The following is a 24,269-nucleotide window of genomic DNA, read 5'->3' on the forward strand; positions in this document are numbered from 1 at the left end:
GGGTGATCGACACCCGCAGACTGCGCACGTTGCGGGCCGTGGCGGACCACAGGACGCTGACCGCCGCGGCTGCCGCGCTGTATCTGACTCCCTCCGCTGTCTCGCAGCAGCTGGCCGCCCTCGAACAGGAGGTCGGTCACCAGCTGCTGGTCCGCGACGGCCGCGGGGTCCGGCTGACGGCGGCGGGGGAGATCCTGGCCGCGCACGGCAACACCGTGCTGGCCCAGCTGGAGCGGGCCGAGGCCGAGCTCGCCGCCTACGCGGCAGGGCACGCCGGCGAGGTGACGGTGGCGTCCTTCGCCACCGGGATCGCCACCGTGGTCGCCCCGGCGATGACGGAGTTGGGCACCAGCCATCCCGGCATCAGGCTCCGGGTGCGCGACGCCGAGGGCGACGCCAGCCTGACCATGGTGCTGGACGGGCACGCCGACCTGGCCGTGGCGGTCGAGTACCGGGGCGCGCCACGCGAGGACGACGAGCGGCTGTCGAGGGTCCCGCTCTACGCGGAGCCCTTCGACGCGGTCCTGCCGCGAAGCCACCGGCTCGCCGACAGTGCCAGTGTCAGGGTCGCCGATCTCGCGGAGGAACCGTGGATCGGCCCCTACCCCGGCAACCCCTGCCATGAGGTGGTCATGCTGGCCTGCGAATTCGCCGGCTTCCAGCCCCGCGTGACGCACTCCTCGGACGATTTCAGGGCCGTTGCCGCCCTTGCCGGGGCCGGAGCGGGGGTGGCTCTGGTGCCGCGCTCCGCGCTGCGCGGAGTGGATCTGCCGGAGGTTGTGGTGCTACCGGTCGCCGGGGATCCACCCACCCGCCGGGTGTTCGCGGCGGTCCGGCGCGGAGCGGAGCAGCACCCGCTCGTCCGACCCGTGCTGGATGCCCTGGCCATGGCTGCCGACCGCGCCCGGCCACGGGAGGACCCGGCTGAACTACTCGGCCTCAACGGGTGATGTCCGCCGCGGCAACCGCCTCGACGACCGGTCGTCACAGCACTGGGCATTCACCTGTTCCCTTGGAAATCGCAGCACGCTTGTCGGAGGTTTGACCATGCCGTACACCCGTGCGCGACGTGCCGTTCTCGGCGGACTCGCCGTGCTCACCGTCCTCCCGCTGGCAGCTTGCGGCTCTGGCGATACCCCGGCTTCACCGGCTCCGTCCACCACGGCTTCCCGGCCGGATCCGGCCGGGAAGCCGTCCGCCGGCGATTTCCAGCGGCTCGAGCGCACATACGATGCACGACTGGGGATCTACGCGGTGAACACCGGCAACGGGAGGGAAGTGGCCTACCGGGATACGGAACGGTTCGCCTATGCCTCCACGTTCAAGGCGTTCGCCGCCGCTGCCGTCCTGCGCAAGTACTCCCTGAACGGCATGGGCAAGGTGGTCAAGTACTCCCGGGCCGACCTGCTGAGCAACTCTCCGGTCACCGCGAAGCACGTCGAGACCGGGATGACTCTGCGTGAGCTGTGTGACGCCGCCGTCCGCTACAGCGACAACACCGCGGCCAACCTTCTGTTCGCTGCGCTCGGTGGGCCGAAGGGCCTGGCGGCCGCTCTCGCCGAGGCAGGCGACACTGCAACCCGGGTGGAGCGCCGCGAGCCGGAACTCAACGAATGGACCCCCGGCGCCACACGGGACACCACCACACCCCGCGCATGGGCCGCCAACCTGCGGGCCTTCGTCCTCGGAGACGCGCTCGGCAAGGACGAGCGCGCACAGCTCGCGCAGTGGCTGCGGACCAACACCACCGGCGACGAGCTCATCAGGGCCGGCGTCCCCAAAGGCTGGACAGTCGGTGACAAGACCGGCGGAGGCGGTGTCTACGCCGTCCGCAACGACATCGCCGTGGTGTGGCCCCCCAACGCCGCGCCCATCGTCATGGCGATCATGACCAATCGCGGCACAGCAGACGCCCCCTATGACAACAAGCTCATCGCGGAAGCGGCGTCCGTGGTCGTCCGGACCCTGTCCTAGTGCGCTGCGTCCGAAATCCGTCGGCCCTGTCGGCCCGGACGAACTACGCGATGGGGAAATCAAAATAGGTGTCGGGATAAGGTTCGTCCTGGAGAGTGTAATGCCACCACTCGTAATCGTAGGCGCTGAAACCGCTGGCCTCCATGATGGAGAGAAGGTTCTGACGGTTTCTCGCTTCGACGTGTCCGATCTCTTTTGCTCCATGATGTGAGATGTCGTCCATCAAGTCATGGTCGCCGCCCATGGGAGCGAGTTCACCGGTGGACAAGTCGTAGAGGGTGAGGTCAACGGTGCTGCCCCGGCTGTGGCCCGACTTCGCGGCCACATATCCCCTCTCGAACATCTCGGCCCTGCCGATGTTCGGATAGTGTCGTGACTTCGTCCGGCCGTCCTCCGGAAGCTTCGACCAGCGCAGAAAGCAGTCGACGGCGCGCTGGGGGCGATAACCGTCCCAGAGAAGCAGACCGAACCCAAGGGATTGGGCCTTCTCCCGCGCTCGTTCCAGGGCTGCGCACAAATCCCTCGTACCGACAACTCGATTTGCCATATACCCGTCCACCGGTTTACCGGTGAAGTTGTCCCACGTGGCGTACTTGGCGTCCCAGCGTATTCCGGACGCAAGCTCGTCCACAAAGACGAAGTCAGCCTTCATCGCCTTTTTCCCGCCAATGCCAGAGACACCGTCCGGTCGATCACCTCGGAAAGTGGCAACCCTGCGGCCGCCATCATTCTCGGATAGCGACTGTACGAGGTCAGGCCTGGCAAGGTGTTGACCTCGTTGAGGACCACTTCTCCATCGTCCTTGAGGAACATGTCCACCCGCGACAGTCCCCTGCATCCCAAGGCGCGGTATACGGCCTTTGCCGTCTCCTGAGCGAGCAATCGTGACTCTTCCGGGATGGCGGCGGGAACGATGACCGCTGAGTTGTCGGAACCGGTCTCCGGCTGGTCCTCCTGATGGATCCTGAAGAAGCCGTGGGAGAGAGCGATTTGATCCACCTCGCCCGCGACCAGATCCTGATCGTTCCCCAGGATGGCGCATCCGATCTCGCTGCCGACGACAGCCTCTTCGATCAAGACCTTCGAGTCGTACTGCCGTGCGACGTCCACCGCACTCAGGAGTTCTCCTTCCCGGGATACCTTGGTGACGCCGAAGGACGACCCCGAACGGGCCGGCTTCACGAAGACCGGATAGGTGAGCCGGCCGGGATCGATCTTTTCGTCCGCCGTGATGGTCCAGAAGTTCGGCGTGGCGATTCCCGCGCTTCCGGCGACGATGTAGGCAAGGGATTTGTCCATGCACAGAACAGAACTCTGGACGTCGCAGCCGACGTAGGGGATGCCGGAGAGCTCCAGCAGACCCTGCATCGCGCCATCTTCGCCGAGTGTGCCATGCAGAACGGGCAACACGACGTCCAGGCGGATCGTCTCGTATCGCCCCTGCTCCTGGACCAGCAGTCCGTGCACGCTGCTGTCCGGTGACAGCACAGCAGGGCGGCAGTTGCCGTTCTCCCAATCCGCGTCGGGCCCGTCACCGAGCTTCCAGGCACCGCTCTTCGTGATCCCGATGTAGAAGGGCTCATACTTTTCGATATCGAGGTGTCGTGCCACCTCTCGCGCGGACTTGACGGAGATGGGGTGCTCTTCGGACCGTCCCCCGAAGATGATTCCGACCTTCAACCTAGCCATGCTGATTCCTTCTTTCGAATGCCAGACAGTTGGTGAGGGAGTTTTCCACCGTGTCGCTCAGGGCGTGGTCCGTGTAGTAGGCGGTGTGCGGACTGATGACCACATTCGGCAGCTCTTGCAGCCGCAATAGCGGTTTGCTCTCCATGGGTCTGTCCCGGCGGTCGGCGTAGAATATTCCTTCCTCTCCTTCGAGGACATCCAACGCCGCACCGCCCAACCTGCCGCTTTCCAATGCCTGCACAAGGGCCTCGGTATCGATCAGCGCACCACGCCCGGTGTTGACAATCAGCGCACCGTGCTTCATCAGCTCCATACGCTGCCGATTCAGCAGATGGTGCGTATCCGCGTTGAGCGGTGCATGGAGTGTGACCACATCGCTCCGCCGCAGCAATTCATCGAGCGGAACGTAGTCGGCAACGGCCGTGGGACGATTGTCATGGGCAAGGATTCGGCCGCCGAAACCCCGTAGTCTGTCCATGACCGCTGCGCCGATGCGGCCGGTGCCGATCACCCCGACGGTCAGATCACGTAGCTCTTTCCCGCGCACGTCACTCAATCGGTAGTCGTGCAGGTCCGAGCGGCGGATGATGGATTTCATGTCCCGAAGTGCCATCAGCATCAACATCAACGTGTAGTCGGCCACACTGTCTGCCGAGTAGCTGACGTTTTCCACTGAAATGCCGATGCTGTCCGCGTACTCCACATCGATATGGTTGCAGCCGATGCTCCGCGTGGAGAGGTACGTCACGCCGGCTTGGCCAAGCGCGAGAAGAGTGGCGTTGGTGACCTGAGTCTTGTGGCCGACGCTGATGCATCGGCATCCGGATGCCAGTTCACTATTGGCTTCGGACACCGGTGCGTCCGTGATGGTCAGCGTTACGCCGAAGCGCGGCGCCAGCTCTCGGAACAGAACGGCCTCATCCGGGCCACACCCGTAAATGGTGATGTGGGCCGGTTCGCTGTGGGTCATGCCTCCAGTCAAGGCAGTGTGACGTTGCCGGAACGTATGGGGTTTTCGATATGCCGGCGATACACCACCCGGCCTTCAATGAAGGAATGCCCTTCGACGAAACAGCCTCCCGCAGCCTCTGCCCTGCCGGCCTGCTCCCGCTCGGCGGCCCCCGCGCCGCGCGGTCATGATCCCGCTCAGCCTCGGCGAGATCGCCGAGGTCGTCGGCGGGAGGGTCCAGGGCGACAGCTCCGTGACGGTGACCGCGCCGGCCGTGCTCGACGGCCGGCAGGTCGAGCCGGGCGGCCTCTTCGTCGCCTTCACCGGCGAGCACGTCGAGCGCGGGCGGCGGTGCCGGCCGACAACGACGCGGCCGTCCACTGGCTGCGCGGCCACGTCGTCGCCGGCGATGTGGTGCTCATCAAGGCCTCCCGCGGGGCGCACCTCGACATGGTCGCCGCCGCGCTCGCCTGAGATGCGGACTCATCGCCCGCGCCTCATATAGAGATCGAAAGCCCGGTAGACCATCGGCCGTAGCGGCAGGTCCCACTCGCCGACGTATCTCACCGCCTGACCGCCGGTGCCGACCTTGAACTGGATCAGTCCGACGTGCGGGTCGTCGGCGTCGAGGGTGGGGGTGACGCCGCGCAGGTCGTAGACGTCGCATCCGGCCGCCAGCGCGTCGCGGATCATCGCCCACTGGCAGGCGTTGGAGCCGCGGACCTCGCGCTTCCCGGTGGAGGAGGCGCCGTAGGAGTACCAGGCGCGGGCGCCTACGCGGACCAGGATGGCGGCGGCGACCGGATCGCCCTGGTGGTGCGCCAGATAGAGCTTGATCCGCTCGGGGTCCTCGGCGCTCAGCGCCGCGAACATGGTCTCGAAGTAGCGCAGCGGCCGGGGCCTGAAGCGGTCGCGCTCAGCGGTGTGGATGTAGAGGTCGTGAAATGCTTTCAGGTCCTCACCGACCGTGACCTCGACTCCCTCCTTGGCCGCTTTCTTGATGTTGCGGCGCCACTGCTGGTTCATGCCCCTGAGCACGTCGCCCTCGGTCCTGCCGGCCAGCGGAACCTCGTACTTGAACTGCGGATGCCCGACCCCGAACCCGTCCTCCGGGCTCTGCGGCAGCCAGCCGGCATCCCTGAGCCGGCTGGTCACGTGGGCGCCGACCTGGCCATCCCCCTGACTCCGCAGCTCGGTCAGCCGCTGGACGCCCGGGTCGGCGATACCCTCCTTGATCTGGGCCGCGCTCCAGGAGTCCGTGCACACCGGCGGGCCGAGCCGGATCGCGAACGCGCCGTGCGCCTTGAGGTACGCCGCCAGCGGGTCGAGCCACGCGTCGATGTCGCCGGCCCAGTCGATGACCGGGCCCTCGGGCAGATAGGCCAGCGTGAAGCGCTCGAACCGCGGCACCGGTCGGTGCAGGACGAGCCCGGCACCGACCAGCCGCCGACCGTCGAACCAGCCGAGGGACTCGCTGCGCCACTCGGTCTTGACGCGGCCCCATGCCGGGGTCTGCAGGAAGCTGACCGACCGCTGGGCCCGCACGAACTCCAGGTGCTCGGCCGCGCTGATCGGCCCGACGGTCGGCCTCACGCCCGCCCCCTGCCGGTCGACCAGCTGATGCCGGCCGCCACCGGCAGGTGGTCACTGCCGGTGGCCGGCAGTGACCACGAACTTCTCGGCTGGACACCGCGGACCAGGATCTGGTCGATCCGCGCCACCGGGAAGTTCGCCGGCCAGCTGAAGCCGAAGCCGTCCCCGGCCGCGTCCTGGACCGAGCGCAGCTGCGAGGTGATGCCGGCGAACGCTCGGTCGTCGATGGTGCCGTTCAAGTCGCCGAGCAGCACCACCCGCTCGTTCCGCTCGGCGGCGATGGCCTTGCCGAGTGCCTGCGCGCCTCTGTCCCGCGAGCCTGTCCAAAAGCCCGCCCTGGGATTCACCCGCACGGACCCCAGGTGGGCCACGTACACCGCCAACGGCCCGTGGTCGGTGCTCACCGTGGTGCGCAGCGCCCGGTTGTAGGCCATCTTGACCTCCATCGGCTTGGTGTCCCCCAGCGGACCGTAGTCCGTCTCGATGTCGACCGGCCGGGTGTCGGACAGTGGCAGCTTGCTCCACAGTCCGACCGTTCCCCGCACCGTGTGGTGGGGGTACGGCTTCGCCAGTTCCTTCTCGTACGTGTTCAGGGCCTGCGGTGTGAACTCCTCCAGTGCCAGCAGGTCCGCACCGGAGGCGGCCAGGTCGCGGGCGGTGCCGGCCGGGTCGGGGTTGTCGGCGCCGACGTTGTGGCTCACCACGGTGAGGTCACTGCCGTCGTGGGACTTGTCGACCAGCATCCCGCCGAAGAGGGTCAGCCACACCGTCACCGGCAGCAGCAGCGCGACCACCGCAGAGGCGGAGCGGCGCCACAGCGCACCGGCCAGCAGCAGCGGGATGAACCCGCCGAACCATGGCAGGAAGGTCTCCACCAGGCTGCCGAGTCCCACGGTCCGATTCGGGATCTTCGCGTGCAGCAGCATGAGCAGGCCGAGGAGCAGCGCCAGTGCCGCGAGCACCAGGCCGCGCTTCCAGAACCCCGCCCGGAAGCCGAATGGGGCATCCCCTGCTCGAGCCCAACGGAGAACTCGGGGAAGGATCGCCCGGCGAACGCCCGCGCGCCAGGTCCCGCCCGTGCCGGCCGCCGGAACACCCGTTCCGGTACCTGTCGCGCGGGTATCCCCCGGGCTGTCCTGCGCTGTCTCCGCTGTTGGTGGGGTTCGGCTCATACCGCCAGTCAAGGCGGCGCGGTGTTGCCCGCACGTATGCAGATTTCGATACGCCGACGATATGCGCCGACCCGTAGCCTGAAGAACATGCGTGTGCTGATCGTCGAGGACGAGCCCTACCTGGCAGAAGCCATCCGCGATGGTCTACGCCTGGAAGCGATCGCCGCCGACATCGCGGGGGACGGCGACACCGCTCAGGAGCTGCTGGGCATCAACACCTACGACATCGCCGTCCTCGACCGCGACATCCCCGGACCGTCCGGCGACGAGATCGCCAAACGCATCGTCGCCTCCGGCAGCGGCATGCCGATCCTGATGCTCACCGCCGCCGACCGTCTCGACGACAAGGCCTCCGGCTTCGGACTCGGCGCCGACGACTACCTCACGAAACCGTTCGAACTACAGGAACTCGTGCTCAGGCTCAGAGCACTCGACCGCAGGCGTGCGCACACCAGGCCTCCCGTACGAGAGATCTCAGGTTTGCGCCTGGATCCGTTCCGCCGCGAGATCTACCGCGACGACCGCTACGTCGCGCTCACCCGCAAGCAATTCGCCGTGCTCGAAGTCCTCGTCGCCGCCGAAGGCGGTGTCGTCAGCGCCGAGGATCTCCTGGAACGCGCGTGGGACGAGAACGCGGACCCGTTCACCAACGCCGTACGCATCACGGTCTCGGCCCTGCGCAAACGCCTCGGCGAACCCTGGATCATCACCACCGTGCCAGGCGTCGGCTACCGCATCGACACGCAACCCGGGGCCGTCCACGGAGGAGAAGACCGTGGATAGGGCACCTGGGATGAGCGTTCGCCTCAAACTCACCCTCAGCTACGCCGGATTCCTCATGGTGGCCGGTGCCTTGCTGCTCGCGGCCGTGTGGGTTTTCCTCCTCCGTTATGTCCCGGACCGTGCGATGCTCATCAACCCTGATGACAAGCCCACGCATGGTGTCTTTCCCATCCGGTCCGGCCTCCTTAACGTCTTCGCGCCGAGAGCGGCCGCAGTACTGGCGATCCTGCTGGTGTTCGGCCTCGTAGGAGGGTGGATCCTCGCCGGCCACATGCTCGCCCCCCTGACCCGCATCACACACGCCACCCGCATGGCCACGAACGGATCACTTTCTCACCGGATCCGGCTACCGGGCAGCAAGGACGAGTTCCGCGAACTCGCCGACGCCTTCGACGCCATGCTCGCGCGTCTCGAAGAGCACAACGCCGAACAGCAGAGATTCGCAGCCAACGCCTCCCACGAGTTGCGCACCCCGCTGGCGATCTCGAAGGCACTGCTCGACGTGGCCCGCACCGATCCGAACCACGACACCGGTGAACTCGTCGACCGCCTCCACGCCGTCAACACCCGAGCCATCGACCTCACCGAGGCACTGCTCCTGCTCAGCCGCGCCGGTCAGAGGTCCTTCACCCGAGAACCGGTCGACCTGTCCCTCATGGCGGAAGGAGCCACCGAGACACTCCTCCCCCTCGCGGAGAAGCATGGCGTCACCCTCGAAACCAGCGGCGACGTCGCCCCGGCGAACGGATCGCCGGCACTCCTGCTGCAGCTGACCACGAACCTCGTACAGAACGCGATCGTCCACAACCTGCCGGAACACGGCAGCGTATGGGTCCACACCAGCGTCGGCCCCAACACCGTGGTACTCACCGTCGAAAACACCGGCGAGCAGCTCTCGCCGCACCTGGTCTCGACGTTCACCGAACCCTTCCAGCGCGGTACTGAGCGCATCCACACCGCCCGGACAGGCGTCGGTCTGGGCCTGGCCATCGTCAAAACCATCACCCAGGCACACGACGGAACCCTCACCCTCACCCCGCGCTCTGCCGGCGGGATCCGCATCACTGTGGAACTACCCGCGACATCCCCGTGCACCGACGGGTGAAGAACTGAGCGGGTGCTGGGACCTGACCACAACCGGCGGAGTCTTCCGTGGCTCAGCCGGGTCGGAAGGAGACCCGGACGTTGGCGTCCAACGGGATGATCAGCACGTTTCCGCGATCCACAGTCCAGGACTGCGGAATGATGAACATCCGGTCGCCGGACTGGGCAAGCAAGCGCAGTCCCCGGTAGCGGAACCTGAAGTGTTGCTGCGGTGTGCCCTCGGGAAGGACGGTCTCCTGCACTCCCGGGTACTGGAAGTACAGCCGCTCGGTGGTGTCGAGCACCACCTGCGGTCTGAGCCACAGACGGTCCGTCAGATAAGCAGCGTCGCTTTTGCCATGGTCCTGGGCATAGATGTTCACCGTCCAGAACGACGAGAGCACGATCAGCGCGGCAACGATGGCCAGCGCGGCCTTCTCCCGTAGGACCGGGTACCGGCCGCCGGAAATCTTGACGAGGAGCAGTCTCCCGTACATCAGCACCACCAGACCACCGCCCAGGAACAGCGGTGTCCCCAGCGAGCCGGCGTAGAGCACATCGAACCCGCAGAGCAGCCCGACGAGGAAGAGCAGCAGCCCGCACGCGATCACGGCGAGCGAAGCCCAACGGACGTACGGCGGGGTGGGCGCGTCCGACCGGCCGAGTGACGCGACCAGGTAGTACGCGAGCACCCCCAGCAATCCGACGACCAGCGCCGCCCCGATGGGCAGGAAGAGCGCGCCGCCACTGCGCAGGGCGTAGTCCTGGGTGGAGAAGCCCAGGGTGGCCGCGTCGATCCCGAACTGCTCGTACAGCGCGTCGGTGTAGGCGAAACCGAAGTAGAGCAGCAGCGCCCCGATGAGCGTGGTGGGTGCGACCAGCGTGGTGAGCGTACCCAGCCAACCGGCCCAGGGTGAAGGACCCGCTTCGGGCTCACCGGCATCGCCCCCGTTCCCGCCGGTGCCGGGATCGGCGCCCGGGTCGGGAACAGGGGCCGGGGCAGGGTCCGGGACGGGGGCCGGCTCGGGGGCCGGATCGGCCGGGCTCAGGGTGTGCTCGCGTCGGACGTCGCGGGTCCTTCGGAGACATCGGGGGTATCGGGGGTGTCGGGGCTGTCCGGGGTATCGGGGCTGTCGGGGGTGTCAGAGGGTACGGGCGGGGCGGACGAGGGCGGATGGATCGGATCGCTGAACGTGGTGACGGGGCCGCCGCCGTCCTGGACCAGGGTGCCGCACATAGTGTGCGTAATGCGCGGTGCAGTGGCGGCGAGATGGAATTCGTCGAAGTAGCTCGCCCCCGGCGCCACCGAGATGTGTCTACTCACCGACTGGGCCGGCTGCCCGGGGGTGCAGTCATGGAACTCCAACTGCGCTTCGTAGGCGGCTCCGGTGGTGTTATTCACATCCACATTGACCGGGTTGGGCCACTGCCCGGAGAATTTGGCGGACGGTTTGGGACCGTCCTTGAAGCCGCCGTTCGGCTTCGCAGTTCTTTTTGACCCTCGCTGGACTCTTCCGAGCCCTCCACCGGTGGGGTTGCGTTCGGGTCGAGAGACTCCTCCGAAGTGGCGGACGTCCCGCCGGAGGGGCTGTCGTTGCCACCACCTGACGAGCATCCGAGGAGCAGCGGGGCCGCTGCTCCGAGCAGTGGGACCACTGCCAGGAATCGCCTGCCGCTCGCCGCGAGCATGGGCCGGGACCAGTCCATAGAGCCTCCGAGACTGAGGGGACGGACGGACCGAAAGTAGACCGGGGGCATAGGCGATGGGCACGCACAACACGGCGTCGAGGTGGAATTTCACGCGTCCGGGCGCTACGCCCTGCCCGGCGGGGAGGCCGGCCCCTTGGGAGTCGCGTCCCCCTTCGGGGCCGCGGGGTCATCGGAGTCCGGAACCTCTGACGCGTCGGCGTCAAGTTCGCGCATGCGGCGGTGAATCGCCTCGCGCGGGTTGGCTGCACGAGGCTCTTCGTCTTCCGGCGGTTCCTCTGGTGTCCGACCGGCTTTGGACCGTTCGATCAGCGCATGGATCCGATCCGCGCGCGCCTTGCTGTCCTCGGAGCCCACGGAGCCCTCCGAACTCTCGGGATTCTTACGGCCCTTCGGGTCCTTGGGGCCTTTGGGGTCCGCTCTCCCCTCACCCATGGTCCTTGGCTCCGCCTTCCCAGGTGCCTTCCAGGGTCTGACCTGACTGGAGACCCTGAATCTGGGTCCGCCAGGCGTCGGCGCGTGAGGTGGTGGACTTCTTGACCAGCGCGGTCAGGGTCTGTGCTGAGGTGAAGCGGTCGGACTGCGGACCGCTGTCGGCGATGCGTAGCGCCGTCTTGGTGCGGGAATCGATGGCGGAGCGCAGGCTGCCCGCGCGGGCGGTCAGCTTTCCGAGGTCGCGGAACTGGGGCTTGGCGGTGTCGAACCAGACCTGCTGCCACCAGTGGTCGGTGACCGGTTCCCGCCAACTGAGGTATCCGCCGGGTACCGCCGGCGCTTCGCATCCGAGGAACGGAGTCCGGGCCGAGTCGTTCAAGTCCGTCAGGTCAGGAGGTCGGAGAGCTGGGCTCCGAAGTGGTCGGGCAGGTTGGCCTCGTCGGCGAGGAGGGCGAGGAAGGCGGTGTCGGACGAGGCGGTCAAGCCGTCGAGGGACAGCGGGACGAGCCCGTCCTGCCGCGCAAGGCGTGTTGCGATCTGCGGCCCCGTCGGCTGCCCGCCGTTGCCGCGCAGTGCCAGGCGTGGGCGCAGCTCCGCGCCGGTGGGTCGTATCTCGTCGAGTGCGAGCTGCCAGTGCAGGTCGCCGTCGGGCCGGGCCGTCACCCGCGGCTGCGCGGCTCGTGCTGCCAGCGCCGGCAGGTCGTGCAGCGCGTGGGAGAGCCGGCTGGTGGCCTCGGCCAGCGTCACCCCGGCGACGATCGGGTCGGCGGAATCCTGCTGGAGGTTGAGTACATGATCGGCGGGGGCGCCCGTGGCCGTGTCTTCCAGCGGCGCCCCGGGAGCCAGGGCCGTCATGAGCCGGCGGGTGCCGTAGCGGGCGACGCCGTCGATGGTGACGAGGCGGATGTCCTCGTCACCGGCGTCGATCAGGGATCCGTAGGGATCGCCGGCAGCGCCGGAGATGGTGAGCAGGTCGGCGCGCATGCCGGGCCGCAGCGAGCCGAGGGTTTGGTCCCACTGCAGAATCGTGGCCGCGTCCCGGGTGGCCATGGCGACCAGTTCGCGGTCGGAGAACACTCCCCCAGCCGCGTCGGATGCCAGACGGGCGGCTTTGAGTTCACCGAGCAGGCCTTTGCTTCCGGAGATGGCCCAGTCCGAGCCCAGTCCGATGAGAACGCCGGCCTGTTTGGCGGCCGCGATGTCGGCGGTCTTCCCGTACAGCAGCAGGTTGGACAGCGGCGACCACACCATCGAGCCGCCGTGGTCGGCGAGTATCCGGAAGTCTTCGCCCGTCAGCGCGGTGCAGTGGATGCCGACCAGGTTCTCCGTGATGGCCCATTGGCCCGGCTGGAACTCCAGAGCCTGGAAGTGCGCACGCGCGGCAGCGTCGGTGCCCTCGGCCAGATGCAGCAGGAGCCGGTGCGGCTGCCGCAGCCGGGCCAGGAACCGGGCCGCGTCCACCGCCTCGACATCGGCTATCCGGGAGCCGGCCTCCGGCAGCGCGGGGTCGTCGGTCTGCTCGACGTTGCGAACGATCCCCCGATACATCCGGCGCGCCCCGGCGTTGCTGAACAGAGCGATGCCCTGACTCGTCGTCGTCCCGTTGACCAGGGCCTTGGCCTCGACGTACCGCACCACGGCGGGCATCAGCCGGGGATCCTCGCCGAGCACCGTCATCGGTCCGGTCACCAGGCGGTGGTAGTCGGGGTTCCGGCTACCGCCCCACTGCGACCGGTTGCTGTACTTCTTGGGCACCGGCCACAACTGCAGAACGTCGTAGGGCAGATGGTTGTGCAGTTCGATCAGACCGGGGTATATCGTGCCGCCGCTGACGACCGGACCGATGTCCTCGAACCCCGGCGGTGCGGGCGCCCCGGCAGGCTGCACCGCCTCTATCACGCTGTCCCTGATGTACAGAACACCATCGGCGACGACGGTGTTGTGCGGGTCGAGGGTGACAAGCCGCCCGCGCAGTGCGAACGGTGAGGTGTCCGGGGCGTTGGCTGGGGGCGGCATAGGTGCGTCCCTTCGCTGCGCCCACAAGGGACGACCGTCGAAGCGTTCGGGCCAATACCATGGCCCTCTTCCAGAATGCCGTGCGCCTACCGATATGTCACCATTTGGCATATCCATTCGCCCACCTGGAGTAGGAGCCCCACGTGCATGAATTCGACCCGGGCTACGCCCTCGAGCCCTATGCGACCCTGGCGCGCTCCTACCCGGGCCCGGAGGTCTATCCGGCCGAGGACTTCCGCATCGAGTGGGGCCCGATCTTCCACCGTGGACGGCTCGACGGCACCGCCCGCGTCCTGGTCCTCGGCCAGGACCCCGCCGCCCACGAAGCCATCGCCCGCCGCATCCTCGTCGGCACCGCCGGCCGCCGCTTCCAGGGCTTCCTGGGCAAGCTCGGCATCGACACCAGCTACGTCATGATCAACACCTATCTGTACAGCGTGTACGGCCAGCACGCCGGCAACGCGCACGCCACCGACCCGGACATCGCCCTCCACCGGCACGCCTGGCTCGACGCCCTGACGGGGCACAACCCGATCCAGGCCGTCATCGCGCTGGGCAGCCTCGCCGACACCGCCTTCCACACCTGGCGCAAGACCCCGGCAGGCGCCGCCTTCACCGGCGCCTACCAGCACGTGCTCCACCCCACCTACCCCGACAGCGCCGCCGCATCCGGCGCCGACCCGGTCGAGGCGATGACCAAGCTCCTCACCAGCTGGAACGCGGCGCTCGACGCCCTCCACGGCACGGTCACCGCCGACACCGACCGACCGTTGGTCCGCTACGGCAGCACCCTGACAGCCGCGGACCTCGCCACCATCCCCGAAGCCGACCTGCCGCCGGGTCTGCCCGCGTGGATGCGCTCCGACGAGCCATGGGCCGCCCGAAAGGGGGCCACTTCCGCCGAGAAGCGCGCCACGATCACCGTGCGGATCCCGGAGGACCTCAGACCTTTCTGACGCGGACCCTGAGTGACCGCAGGACACTCCTCCTTCGGCTTACTGAGCAGATGAGGGCCGGAGTGCGTACTCCTTGGCATGCTCCTCGCCGCAGTTGTCTCCCTCTGTGTCTCCGCGCAGTGTGTTGCCGCTCGCCCCGTGCGGTCGGTACGGGCACGGCTTCGCGATGAGAGGACAACGCGAGGTAGAAGCCTGGGGCGCATCCTCCTGTTGTTGTGCGTCGCTGTGGGGGTCCTGCTCGGCGGGGCCGGCTCTGCCGCCTCGCACGCGGTACTCCGTGGGAGCGACCCGGCGGACGGTGCCATCGTCAAGAGAGCACCGACGGTCGTCACCCTCACCTTCACCGAGGGAGTCACGGTCTCCGATGACTCCGTCCGGGTGCTCGACCCTGGCGGTCGGCGCGTCAACGAGGGACGGCCCAGGCATGCCGCGGGGAAGTCCGGCACCGTGCAGACCACGCTCCGCGGGAACATGCCCAGGGGTACGTTCACGGTCGCGTGGCGCGTCGTGTCCGCCGACAGCCACCCGATCTCCGGCGCCTTCACCTTCTCGGTCGGCGAGCCTTCGGCGACGTCGGCGATCGTGCCCCGGTCGTCGGCCGGCGACACAGCCGCGGGGCGTCTCTACGACCTCGGCAGATACGTTGCCTACCTAGGGTTTTCGCTGCTTGTCGGTGCAACGGCCTTCGTGCTGGTGTGCTGGCCGGCCGGCGCAGGGCAGCGTCGGCTGCAACGGCTCGCGGTCGCCGGCTGGTGCGTCCTGTTCGTCTCGACGCTGGCCATGCTCATCCTGCGCGGCCCGTATGAAACCGGCAGCAGTCCTGGCTCCGGCTTCGAGCTCGCCGCGGTGCGTCGGACCCTGGACACCAGGCCCGGCGCGGCGCTGGGTGGGAGAATCGCGCTTCTCACCGTAGCGGGCATCTTCCTCTTCCTGACCACAAGGACGCTGAGCCACACGCCGGTTCGGGACCCACCCGGGAAAGAGAACGCCACGGCCGGTTGGTGGCCGGAGCGGGCAGGACACCGGACTCTGATCGTGACAGGCGTCGTTCTGGCGCTCGCCCTCGCGCTGACCTGGGCGGCAGCGGAACACGCCTCTGTGGGCATTCAAGTGCCGTTGGCGATCCCGGTCGCGATGGTCCACCTCCTGGCCATGGCCCTGTGGACGGGGGGTCTGGCCGCATTGTTCATCGCCCTCCGACGCTCGTCCCAGGACTCTTCACTACCAGTCACTGCCATTTCCCGGTTCTCACGCATCGCGTTCGCCTCGGTCGTGGCTCTCCTCGGCACCGGCATCTACCAGTCCTGGCGTCAGCTCGGCTCATGGGATGCCCTCACCGGCACGTCCTACGGACGATGGCTGACCCTCAAGACCCTTGTCGTTCTCGGGCTGCTGGCCGCCGCGACCTATTCCCGCAAGTGGACAGGCGAGCTGATCCGCGATTCCAGTGAACCGCGTGTCCTGGCGGGCAGAGCGTCCGCCCATGTGAGCGCACTGGTCGGTGTGTCACACGAGGCAGGCGGCAGCCGCTCGCTCCCGGCACCGGACGACGACCCTCCCGCCGTCGGCTCCGGCCCGGATCCCACTGAGCCGGCTGCCTCTCCCAGCCCACGTCGCCGACTGCTCCGCACGGTCGGAACGGAAGTTGCCATAGGCATCGCGGTATTGGCGATCTCCACCGCCCTCACCGGAACGCAACCCGGTCGAGCAACCATCGAGCAGTCCGCCGAAGCCGCCTCGACAACCGTCCCGGGCATTGCCACCGTGCTGGTCCCCTTCGACATGGGCACCCACGGCGGGCGTGGACAGGTACAAGTGACCCTTGAACCCGCGCGCGTAGGTGACAACACGCTGCAGGCGGTCATTTTCGCCGGGGACGGCGGCATCGCAACCGTCCCAGAACTACGCATCACCTTCACGCTGCGCAAACAGAGTATCGGCCCGCTGGATTCCAAGATCGTCAACCGTGGGGGTTACTGGGGCACGGAGAGCGTCAAGCTCCCCATGGCGGGCAGTTGGACGATGAATGTCACGGTACGAACCTCGGAGATCGATCAGATCACCACGACGAAAGACGTGAACATCGCGCCGGACCAAGCTCCGCAGGAATGACGGCAGCCCGCGCGGTTCCTCTCCCGTCCGCGGCCTTCCCTGCGGCCGACGTGCGCCTCGATGCCCACCGGCGCGCCGGACCGGGAACCGAACTGCTGCCCCCGGCAGTCTTCCTGACCGTCAACCGCACCTTCCGGACCCTCGGACGTGGGGGTCGGGTGGAGGCTTCGCTTCCGGATGTGCCTCCGCCACCCGAATGTCGATAAGGTCAAGCTCAAGCAAAACGTCGAACGTTCGGCGGTGATGGATGCACGGGGGCACAAAGTGGCGAATCGTCCGACGGATTGGCATGTGCTGGACCTGGACCGGGATCCGGTCCCCGGGGACCCGTACGAGGTGAAGGAACTCGCCCGCAAACTGGGCGACTTCGCCGACGACGTGTCCTCGGCCCTACGGTCCGTCCGCGGGCTGAGCGGTAACAACGCGGTGCAGGACTGGGCCGGCCTGGCAGCCGACGCGTATCGCGAGCAGTTCGGCGACCTGCCCGGCGAACTGGACAAACTGGAGAAGTCCTACCGGCTGGCGTCCGGGGCGTTGGAGACGTACTGGCCGAAGCTGGAGACCGCACAGGCCGACGCCGACCGGGCCCTCTCGCAAGGTCGTGCTGCCCGCCAGGACCTCGATGCCGCCAAAGCCACCCAGACCAACGCCAATGACTGGGTGAAGCGGGCCGGCGACAAGTCCAAGGAGTACCAGGCCGACCCCAAGCCGGGCGTGGAACCGCCGTCCGCAGAAGAGGTCCGCACCGCCACCCGTAACGCTCTGGACGCCTCCAACGCCCAGAAGTCCGCGAACACCGCCGTCCACGACGCCCAGCAGCGCCTGGACGCGGCGAAAGAACTCGCCGCGCAGGCAGCCCATCTGCGGGACACCGCCGCAAGCACCGCTGAACACGCCCTGCACGAGGCCTCGGACGCCGGCATCAAGAACAAGCACTGGTGGGAGAAGGCGGTCGACTGGGTCGCCGACCACTGGGACGAGATCGTCGCCGTCTGCAAGGTGATCGTCGCCGTCCTCGGCATCATCGTGATGATCATCGGCGGGCCGCTCGCCTGGATCGTGCTGGCCGCAGCCCTCGTGGTGCTCGCCGACACCCTCATCAAATACGCGCAGGGCAAAGCCGGCCTCTGGGACGTGCTCTTCGCTGCGATGGACTGCATCCCCGGCTTCAAGGGCCTGACCACCCTCGGCGGCCTCGCCAAGATGGCCAAGAACCTGCCCGCGCTCCTCAAGAGCGGCAAGGCCCTGGAGAACGTCGCCAACAGCCTCCGCAAGGGCGGCCAGGGCCTGCGGGACGCCTACAACTCCCTGCGCAAGGGCGCCAAGGATGAAATCGGCGCGGGCAAGCCGATGGAGGGCCGCTGCAAGGGCGGCGACCCGATCGACATGGTCTCCGGTGAAATGCTCCTCTCCGAGACGGACGTGGAGCTGCCCGGCCTGCTCCAGCTCGTCATCGAGCGCACCCACATCTCGTCGTACCGCTCCGGAGTCTGGTTCGGCCCGTCATGGACCTCCACCCTCGACCAGCGGCTGGAGGCCGACGCCGAGGGGCTCGTCCTCGCCGCCGAGGACGGGATGCTGCTGGCCTACTCCGTGCCCCGCCCCGACATGGCGGTCCTGCCGCACCACGGCCCGCGCTGGCCGCTGCACTGGGACGGCACCCCCGGCGGAGAGATACGCATCACCGATCCGGCGACCGGCCACACCCGCCACTTCACCCTGGCCGAGCCGCCTCCCGGCGCCTTCAACGGGCTGGTGGCGCTGCCGCTGCGTGCCATATCCGACCGCAACGGCCACCGCATCGACATCGAGCGGCTGGAGGACGGCACGCCCGTCGAGGTCCGGCACAGCGGCGGCTACCGGATCGCGGTCGAGACGCATGAGCGCCGTATCACCGCCCTGCGTCTGCTCGACACCGATGACGGCCCCGAGGGCACCGTCCTGCGCCGCTACGCCTACGACGTCAACGGTGACCTCTCCCGCGTCGTCGACGCGGTGGGCCACGCGGCACTTCTCGCGTACGACGCGGACGGCCGGATCATCGAGCGCGTCGACCGCAACGGCAGCTGGTACCGGTGGGAGTACGACAGCGCGGACCGCTGTGTCCGCGGTACGGGCTCGGACGGCTTCCTCGACTGCGTCATCGACTACGACACCGAGAACCGCGTCAACCGGTACACGGACTCCCTGGGCCACACCACCACCTACCGGTACAACGAACTGCGTCAGCTCACCGCCCGGACGGACGCCGAGGGCAACACCACCATCCGCGAGTGGAACGCCGACAACCGCCTGGACTCCGTGACCGACGCCCTCGGTCGCACCGTCAGCTACGGCTACGACGAAGCCGGCAACGTCGCTTCCCTCACCCGGCCCGACGGACACACCATGCGGGCCGTCTTCAACGACCGGGCGCAGCCCGTAGAGGTCGTCGAAGTGGACGGCGCGACCTGGCGGTACACATACGACGAGCGGGGCAACCGGCTGTCGGTCGTCGACCCGGGCGGCGCCACGACGCGCTACACGTACGACGAGCGGGGCTGCCCGTCCTCGACCACCGATGCCCAGGGCCACACCCGGCGGGTGACCGCCGACCCGGCCGGGCTGCCCCTCGTGCTCACCGACCCGCTCGGCCACACCACCACCGCCCGACGCGACGCGTTCGGCCGCGTCCACACCGTCTCCGACGCCCTCGGGCGCGTCGAACGCTACGGCTGGACCACCGAGAGCAAACCCGCCTGGCGCGAGACCCCGGACGGCGCCCTGGAGACCTGGGAGTGGGACGGTGAGGGCAATCTGGTCGCGCACACCGACCGGATCGGGAACACGGCCCGCTACACCTTCACCCACTTCCACCACCCGGCCACCCGCACCACCGCGGACGGCACGCGGTACACCTTCGGCTACGACACCGAGGCGCGGCTCGCCACCGTCACCGATCCCCGCGGTCTGACCTGGGACTACGAGTACGACGCGGCGGGCCGGCTGGTCCAGGAGACGGACTTCGCCGGCCGGACCCTGCGCTACACGCCCGACCCGACCGGGCAGCTGACCGCCCGGACCAACGGCGCGGGCGAGACGACCACCTTCGTCAGGGACGTCCTGGGACGACCGGTGAAGGAGCACTCGGTCCACGGGACCAGCACCTTCACGTACGACCCGGCCGGGGGCGTGCTCCGCGCCGCCAATGCCACCACCACCGTGGACCACGAGTACGACGTCTTCGGACAGACGCTCTCGGAGACCATCAACGGCCGCACGACGACCTACGCCTACGACGTCCTCGGACGGCGAACGCAGCGGCGCACCCCGGCCGGCACCCTCTCCACCTGGACGTACGACGCCGCAGGCCGGCCCGTGACCCTGGACACCGACGGCAACCGGATCGACTTCGACTTCGACGAGGTGAACCGGGAGACCTCCCGCGCCCTGGGACCCGATCTCTCGCTCACCCAGAGCTGGGACGTCAGTGGCCGGCTGAGCGCCCAGACCGTGTCGCACGGCGGGAGCGCCGCCGGCTCCATCCTGCAGCAGCGTGAGTACGCCTACCGCGCCGACGGCTTCCTCGGCGGGATTCAGGAACTGACGAGCGGCAGCCGGCGCTTCGACCTCGACGCGGAGGGCCGCGTCACCGCGGTGCACGCCCACGGGTGGACCGAGACCTACGCCTACGACAGCGCCGGAAACCTCACACACGCCGACACCCCCGCCCACGCCGGTACCGATCCGGAGACCGGCGCACCGGATCCCACCCGCGAGTTCACCGGCAACCGTCTGCGCCGGTCGGGCCGTACCACCTACGAGTACGACGCCCAGGGCCGGCTGATCCGCCGCCACACACGGCTGCTGAACGGACAGACCCGTACCAGCACCTTCACCTGGAACAGCGACGACCGGCTGACCGGCACCGTCACCTCCGACGGCACCCGGTGGGCCTATCACTACGACCCGGCGGGCCGCCGCACGGCCAAGCAGCGCCTCGCCGAGGACGGCACGGTCGCGCAGGAGACCCGCTTCAGCTGGGACGGCACCCGGCTGGCCGAGCAGATCACCAGCACGGGCGCCGCGACCACCTGGGACTACGCCTCCGGCACCCACCGGCCGCTGACCCAGCTCGACCGGGAACCCGGCCGTTCCGACCCTTCCGTGACCGACGTCCGCTTCCACGCCATCGTCACCGACCTGTCCGGTGCCCCGGCCGAACTCGTCTCACCCGACGGCCGGCTGGCCTGGCAGCTGCGCACCACCACCTGGGGCACGCCCCTCCCCGGCTCCTCCGAGGGCGCCGAGGTGGACTGCCCGCTGCGCTTCCCCGGGCAGTACGCCGACCCGGAGACCGGCTGGCACTACAACTACTTCCGGCACTACGACCCGGATACGGCCCGCTACCTCTCCCCGGACCCGCTCGGCCTGTCCCCGGACCCCAACGACTACGCCTACGTCACCAACCCGTTCACCTTCTGCGACCCGCTCGGACTCGCCTCGATCAACGGCCCTGGAGGGCTGTGGATGCGCGACCCGAACTCCCCGCCGTCGGTCGGACACAACCGCGACAGCGAGTTCCCGAGCAGCTACCGCCAGAGCACCCATGACGCGATGACCGCGAAATGGACCGAGCAGGGCATCGCGCAGGGCGGCACGCCGGTCTACCTGGACGGGCCCAACAAGGGCCAGCGGATCCCGCGCAGCGAACTCGACTGGTTCAACTCCCGCGGTGAGTCCATTCCCGGCGACCCGAAGATCCTGACCTACGAACACCTGCACCCGTGTGTCGACCACTACAACGAGACCGGCTTCAACACCGACCGCGCCGCGCGCGCCGATTTCTACAACGACGTCGATAACCTGGAGCCCATGACCCGCAGCGAGAACTCGCGCGGCGGCTCTCAAATGGACAATTACCGCCAGGACACGGGGCCGAACTACTCCTGCACCTAACGGGGCGGGACAACGAGAAGGAGACAGACGATGGACCTCACATCCACGGTGTCCGCGCTCCCGGGCGCCACACCGGTCGAGGGGCTGCCGGACGCCTGGCACTGGTCGCGCGCGGTGTTCAACTTCGACGCTGTCCTCACCCCGGACAAGAGCCGGTCGTTGCAGATGAACGTCATGGGCCGGTACGACGCGGGGCTGGCCCGCGCCGTTCTGGAGTTCGCCCGTGAGCACAGCGCGGAGTTCGCCGCCGGGGACCGGCCGCTGGTCGCCGTCGGGGGGTTCTCGTATCCCGGCTGGGAGTTCGACACCATTGTCGCGGTGGGTCCCGCCGTGCACGACTACCATTCCCAGGCGCTTCCCGAGCTCCACCAGGCGACGCTTGCGGTCTTTCCCGGATACCGGAACGAATTCTCCGGGACCGAGACCGAGGACGAGGCGTGGGAAAGGTTCAGGAAGATGCTGCAGCCCACCAAGCTGGAGCGCGAGCAGGTGCCCTTCCTGAAGCTGAGCTACACCAACACCCGCACCCAGGGCGGCAGCAAGGGCCCCGACCGCGTTCTGGCACCCCTGTCCCGGCTGCTGCGCGAACTGCCGCTGCTGGAAGACGCGCCCGGCAGTCACGTCGAATGGGAGAACGCGGCCGGCGAGGTCTCCCGGGCCGAGTGGGACACGGCGCTGACCCTTTCCGGGGCCTCGGGGAAGCGCGAGATCACCATCGATGAATTGCTGAAGTACGCCGAGCAGAACGTGACGGGTGCGGGCAGCGGATCGTGACGCGGGTGCGGGCGCGGACCTGGAGCGGGGACACGTGGGACGACCCCCACGAGGACCAGCTGTACGACCTGCTCAGCGAGATGAACCTGCTTCATCGATTCGTCATCGTCGAACGCGTCGATCCGCCACTGCCGGGAGAACACTTCATCCAGGTCCACCTCAACGACGACCTGAGCTGCCTGATCGAGTACCGCGAGGGCGGGCCCCAGGCCCACTTCCAGGCCGACATCGCCGCCCCGTTCGACATGTACGGCCATGACGTGGTGGCCGACGTGGTCAAGAGCTGGGCCCGCGACGACGGGCGCTGGCGCGACGCCCTGCCCTGGAGACCGCTCCTCGGCAGTGCCGACGCCGCCGGCAACGCCGAGGAGCGGCCCTGAGACCGTGGACCGCCTCAGGGAGAGCCGCTCCAGGCACATCGGGCATGGGCCTTCTCCGAAGGCGAGGCCTGGCCGGAGAGCGATCTCACCGAGCGGCAGCCGACGGCTCGTAGCAAAGGCTCGTCATCGGGGAGTGCATGGTCCAGCCCAGCGAGGAGTAGAGCGCCCGGCCCTCGGGCGTACCGACCAGGACGCCGGTCCTTGCACCGGCTTCGTACGCGGTGCTCTGCAGCGTGCGCATCACCAGGCCGCCGAGCCCCTGGCGCCGGTGCTCGGCGGCGGTCTCGACCTGGTCGACCACGACATGGGCGCCTGCCTGAGCGATCTGTCCACGGGCGGCGAAGTGCCCGGCAGGCGTGCGGACCAGCACTCGGCCGACGCCACCCCGGGTCCAACTGGTGAGCGTGTACCCGGCCGGCACCTCAGGGTGCTCCGGTCCCAGGTGGCAGGTCATCAGAAACCCGGGACTGTCGCACCGCCAGCCCGGCCCGGCCCAGGGCAGGACCGCCTGCTCCTCGGCGAACAGCTTCAGCCACGTCCCGGGCGCGCTCGTCGCGGCGACGATCTTGCGCACATCGGCTTCGGAGGGCTCCGGCAGCACGTGCCGGGCGACGTGCTGGGGCTGCCCGACGTCGATCGTCCACCCCCACGGCTCGTCGATCGGGTCCGAGCTGCCGCGGGAGACGACCCAGCCGCTGATCCACATCCGCACGAGCTCACTGATCCTGGTGTCCGGCATCGCCGCCCGTCTCCCCTGATTGGTAATAGGTGCTCGTTTATAGTGCACCTTACTCAACAGGGGTGGGATTTGACCATAGGAGCAGGTCGCCCGACCGAGGACCGCAAGCGATCGCCGCCGGACATGGCGGCCTCAGTCGACCAGCGCGCCGGCGGACAGATTGGCGATGGTTCCGGTCATGGCTCCAGCCCGATCCGAAGCCAGGAACGCGGCTGTCTCCGCGATTTGGGAGAGCGTGGGCAGCCTCTTGAGAAGCGTCCCCTGCACCATCCCCCCGCCTTCGAGCATTTCCTGGACCGACTGCCCGGCCGCTGCCGCGGTCTGCTTGAAGAGGTCCTTGGTGTAGGAACCGGCTGCCGGCGCATCGACGACAGCGTGTGGACGGATGCAGATCACCCGGATGTTGTCGGGTGCCAGCTCCGCGGCCAGAACCCGCGAGAAGGCCTCCTTGCCGGCCGCGCTCACGCTGTGCCCCAGGATGCCGCGCACCGCCAGTTTCGAACCCGGCTCGGACAGGGTCAGGATGACGCCAGGACGCTCGCGGCCCATGTGCCGTGCCACAGCCTTGCTGGTGATGAACAACGTCCGCAGAAAGCCATCGATCGGCCGCATGAACTCTTCCAGCGAGAGGTCCGCCAGCAAGGTCCCCTGGTCGTGCATGACACTCACGGCGTTCAGGGCGATGTCGATGGTGCCGGCCGTCGCCGCGACCGCATCGGCGTGCTTCTCGACCGCCTGTTGATCGAGAACGTCGACCTGCGCGGTCTCGACCCTTCCACCTGTGGCGGCGATATCACGCGCCACGGCGTCGAGCTTCGCCTGCGTCCGCCCGGCGATGAAGACCCTCGCGCCTTCCCGGGCGAACACCCGCGCGACGGCGCCGCCGATGGCGCCCCCGCCTCCATAGATCACGGCGTTCTTGTCGCCGAGCAGCAATCCACTCATGGTGTCCTCCACAGGTGACTGGTT

At 68.3% G+C, this 24,269-nt stretch carries 21 protein-coding genes and 1 pseudogene; 11 read left to right on the top strand and 11 right to left on the bottom strand.

Annotation, left to right across the window (positions count from 1 at the left end; genetic code table 11):
* Positions 1-2: 2 nt before the first annotated feature.
* The gene (locus O3W51_RS24360; RefSeq protein ID WP_138351786.1) at positions 3-950 is read left to right on the top strand and encodes a LysR family transcriptional regulator; all 948 of its coding nucleotides are present in this window, start codon (positions 3-5) and stop codon (positions 948-950) included.
* A 97-nt stretch (positions 951-1,047) separates the two neighbouring features.
* The gene (gene bla / locus O3W51_RS24365; protein ID WP_138351787.1) at positions 1,048-1,974 is read left to right on the top strand and encodes a class A beta-lactamase; all 927 of its coding nucleotides are present in this window, start codon (positions 1,048-1,050) and stop codon (positions 1,972-1,974) included.
* A gap of 43 nt (positions 1,975-2,017) precedes the next feature.
* Here the strand turns inward: bla and vanX are convergent, their stop codons facing one another.
* Genes vanX through O3W51_RS24380 form a run of 3 tightly spaced genes read right to left on the bottom strand, consistent with a single transcriptional unit; the run spans position 2,018 to position 4,633 of the window.
* Positions 2,018-2,626 carry a D-Ala-D-Ala dipeptidase VanX gene (vanX, locus tag O3W51_RS24370; RefSeq protein WP_198358505.1) on the bottom strand — a complete coding sequence of 203 codons (609 nt, stop codon included), beginning with the start codon at positions 2,624-2,626 and terminating at the stop codon, positions 2,018-2,020.
* Positions 2,623-3,663: a D-alanine--(R)-lactate ligase VanA-Sc gene (gene vanA-Sc / locus O3W51_RS24375; protein ID WP_269287336.1), complete on the bottom strand. Its 1,041-nt coding sequence runs from the start codon at positions 3,661-3,663 to the stop codon at positions 2,623-2,625. Before vanA-Sc ends, vanX begins: the two co-directional genes overlap by 4 nt.
* On the bottom strand, positions 3,656-4,633 hold the full coding sequence (locus O3W51_RS24380) for a D-isomer specific 2-hydroxyacid dehydrogenase family protein (RefSeq protein ID WP_138351790.1): 978 nt from the start codon (positions 4,631-4,633) through the stop codon (positions 3,656-3,658). The genes vanA-Sc and O3W51_RS24380 overlap by 8 nt, the downstream gene beginning before the upstream one ends.
* 166 nt (positions 4,634-4,799) lie before the next feature.
* Here O3W51_RS24380 and O3W51_RS24385 point away from each other — a divergent pair.
* Both O3W51_RS24385 and O3W51_RS24390 read left to right on the top strand, forming a co-directional pair.
* A pseudogene (locus O3W51_RS24385) lies at positions 4,800-4,952 on the top strand (UDP-N-acetylmuramoyl-tripeptide--D-alanyl-D-alanine ligase); the annotation flags it as partial.
* A gap of 11 nt (positions 4,953-4,963) precedes the next feature.
* Entirely contained in the window at positions 4,964-5,086 is a 123-nt protein-coding gene (locus O3W51_RS24390) for a hypothetical protein (protein WP_269287348.1), read from the top strand.
* 9 nt (positions 5,087-5,095) lie between these two features.
* Here the strand turns inward: O3W51_RS24390 and O3W51_RS24395 are convergent, their stop codons facing one another.
* Together O3W51_RS24395 and O3W51_RS24400 are read right to left on the bottom strand one after the other, a co-directional pair.
* Positions 5,096-6,205 (bottom strand): lipid II:glycine glycyltransferase FemX, encoded by a 1,110-nt coding sequence (locus O3W51_RS24395; protein ID WP_187144696.1) that lies wholly within the window; start codon positions 6,203-6,205, stop codon positions 5,096-5,098.
* Positions 6,202-7,377 carry an endonuclease/exonuclease/phosphatase family protein gene (locus O3W51_RS24400; RefSeq protein WP_138351792.1) on the bottom strand — a complete coding sequence of 392 codons (1,176 nt, stop codon included), beginning with the start codon at positions 7,375-7,377 and terminating at the stop codon, positions 6,202-6,204. The genes O3W51_RS24395 and O3W51_RS24400 overlap by 4 nt, the downstream gene beginning before the upstream one ends.
* Before the next feature lie 87 nt (positions 7,378-7,464).
* Between O3W51_RS24400 and O3W51_RS24405 the strand changes: the two genes are divergently transcribed.
* Positions 7,465-8,160, top strand: coding sequence for a response regulator transcription factor (locus tag O3W51_RS24405; protein ID WP_138351793.1), 696 nt, complete (start codon positions 7,465-7,467; stop codon positions 8,158-8,160).
* 10 nt (positions 8,161-8,170) lie between these two features.
* Positions 8,171-9,265, top strand: coding sequence for a sensor histidine kinase (locus O3W51_RS24410; protein ID WP_138351794.1), 1,095 nt, complete (start codon positions 8,171-8,173; stop codon positions 9,263-9,265).
* A 52-nt stretch (positions 9,266-9,317) separates the two neighbouring features.
* Here O3W51_RS24410 and O3W51_RS24415 read toward each other — a convergent pair whose 3' ends face one another.
* From O3W51_RS24415 to O3W51_RS24430, 4 genes are all read right to left on the bottom strand, one after another.
* Complete coding sequence (locus O3W51_RS24415) at positions 9,318-9,935, bottom strand: hypothetical protein (protein ID WP_138351795.1); 618 nt, start codon at positions 9,933-9,935, stop codon at positions 9,318-9,320.
* Positions 9,936-10,288: 353 nt separating this feature from the next.
* Positions 10,289-10,645 (bottom strand): hypothetical protein, encoded by a 357-nt coding sequence (locus O3W51_RS24420; RefSeq protein ID WP_138351796.1) that lies wholly within the window; start codon positions 10,643-10,645, stop codon positions 10,289-10,291.
* Positions 10,646-11,377: 732 nt separating this feature from the next.
* Positions 11,378-11,764, bottom strand: coding sequence for a hypothetical protein (locus tag O3W51_RS24425; protein WP_138351797.1), 387 nt, complete (start codon positions 11,762-11,764; stop codon positions 11,378-11,380).
* A gap of 5 nt (positions 11,765-11,769) precedes the next feature.
* Complete coding sequence (locus tag O3W51_RS24430) at positions 11,770-13,401, bottom strand: amidohydrolase family protein (RefSeq protein ID WP_138351798.1); 1,632 nt, start codon at positions 13,399-13,401, stop codon at positions 11,770-11,772.
* A gap of 143 nt (positions 13,402-13,544) precedes the next feature.
* Between O3W51_RS24430 and O3W51_RS24435 the strand changes: the two genes are divergently transcribed.
* The 5 genes from O3W51_RS24435 to O3W51_RS24455 all read left to right on the top strand — a co-directional run bounded on the left by O3W51_RS24435 (position 13,545) and on the right by O3W51_RS24455 (position 22,561).
* Positions 13,545-14,357: a uracil-DNA glycosylase family protein gene (locus tag O3W51_RS24435; protein ID WP_198358504.1), complete on the top strand. Its 813-nt coding sequence runs from the start codon at positions 13,545-13,547 to the stop codon at positions 14,355-14,357.
* Positions 14,358-14,582: 225 nt separating this feature from the next.
* Entirely contained in the window at positions 14,583-16,469 is a 1,887-nt protein-coding gene (locus O3W51_RS24440) for a copper resistance CopC/CopD family protein (protein WP_244809777.1), read from the top strand.
* Between the two features lie 291 nt (positions 16,470-16,760).
* The gene (locus O3W51_RS24445) at positions 16,761-21,407 is read left to right on the top strand and encodes a DUF6531 domain-containing protein (RefSeq protein WP_269287337.1); all 4,647 of its coding nucleotides are present in this window, start codon (positions 16,761-16,763) and stop codon (positions 21,405-21,407) included.
* A 30-nt stretch (positions 21,408-21,437) separates the two neighbouring features.
* Positions 21,438-22,181: a hypothetical protein gene (locus O3W51_RS24450; protein ID WP_269287338.1), complete on the top strand. Its 744-nt coding sequence runs from the start codon at positions 21,438-21,440 to the stop codon at positions 22,179-22,181.
* Positions 22,182-22,186: 5 nt separating this feature from the next.
* Positions 22,187-22,561, top strand: a complete 375-nt coding sequence (locus O3W51_RS24455) for a hypothetical protein (RefSeq protein ID WP_269287339.1) — start codon at positions 22,187-22,189, stop codon at positions 22,559-22,561.
* A gap of 85 nt (positions 22,562-22,646) precedes the next feature.
* Here the strand turns inward: O3W51_RS24455 and O3W51_RS24460 are convergent, their stop codons facing one another.
* Both O3W51_RS24460 and O3W51_RS24465 read right to left on the bottom strand, forming a co-directional pair.
* Complete coding sequence (locus O3W51_RS24460; protein ID WP_138351804.1) at positions 22,647-23,300, bottom strand: GNAT family N-acetyltransferase; 654 nt, start codon at positions 23,298-23,300, stop codon at positions 22,647-22,649.
* Between the two features lie 132 nt (positions 23,301-23,432).
* A complete protein-coding gene (locus O3W51_RS24465) occupies positions 23,433-24,245 on the bottom strand; it encodes an SDR family NAD(P)-dependent oxidoreductase (RefSeq protein WP_138351805.1) in 813 nt (270 codons plus the stop codon).
* Positions 24,246-24,269 lie beyond the last annotated feature (24 nt).

Origin of the sequence: Streptomyces sp. H39-C1 (assembly GCF_027158125.1) — a bacterium.
GTDB lineage: Bacteria > Actinomycetota > Actinomycetes > Streptomycetales > Streptomycetaceae > Actinacidiphila > Actinacidiphila fildesensis.

Coding starts and splice junctions, on each gene's coding strand:
- O3W51_RS24410 (WP_138351794.1), top strand. CDS start 8,171: ATGAGCGTTCGCCTCAAACTCACCCTCAGCTACGCCGGATTCCTCATG.
- vanA-Sc (WP_269287336.1), bottom strand. CDS start 3,663: ATGGCTAGGTTGAAGGTCGGAATCATCTTCGGGGGACGGTCCGAAGAG.
- bla (WP_138351787.1), top strand. CDS start 1,048: ATGCCGTACACCCGTGCGCGACGTGCCGTTCTCGGCGGACTCGCCGTG.
- O3W51_RS24465 (WP_138351805.1), bottom strand. CDS start 24,245: ATGAGTGGATTGCTGCTCGGCGACAAGAACGCCGTGATCTATGGAGGC.
- vanX (WP_198358505.1), bottom strand. CDS start 2,626: ATGAAGGCTGACTTCGTCTTTGTGGACGAGCTTGCGTCCGGAATACGC.
- O3W51_RS24405 (WP_138351793.1), top strand. CDS start 7,465: ATGCGTGTGCTGATCGTCGAGGACGAGCCCTACCTGGCAGAAGCCATC.
- O3W51_RS24400 (WP_138351792.1), bottom strand. CDS start 7,377: ATGAGCCGAACCCCACCAACAGCGGAGACAGCGCAGGACAGCCCGGGG.
- O3W51_RS24430 (WP_138351798.1), bottom strand. CDS start 13,401: ATGCCGCCCCCAGCCAACGCCCCGGACACCTCACCGTTCGCACTGCGC.
- O3W51_RS24380 (WP_138351790.1), bottom strand. CDS start 4,633: ATGACCCACAGCGAACCGGCCCACATCACCATTTACGGGTGTGGCCCG.
- O3W51_RS24450 (WP_269287338.1), top strand. CDS start 21,438: ATGGACCTCACATCCACGGTGTCCGCGCTCCCGGGCGCCACACCGGTC.
- O3W51_RS24460 (WP_138351804.1), bottom strand. CDS start 23,300: ATGCCGGACACCAGGATCAGTGAGCTCGTGCGGATGTGGATCAGCGGC.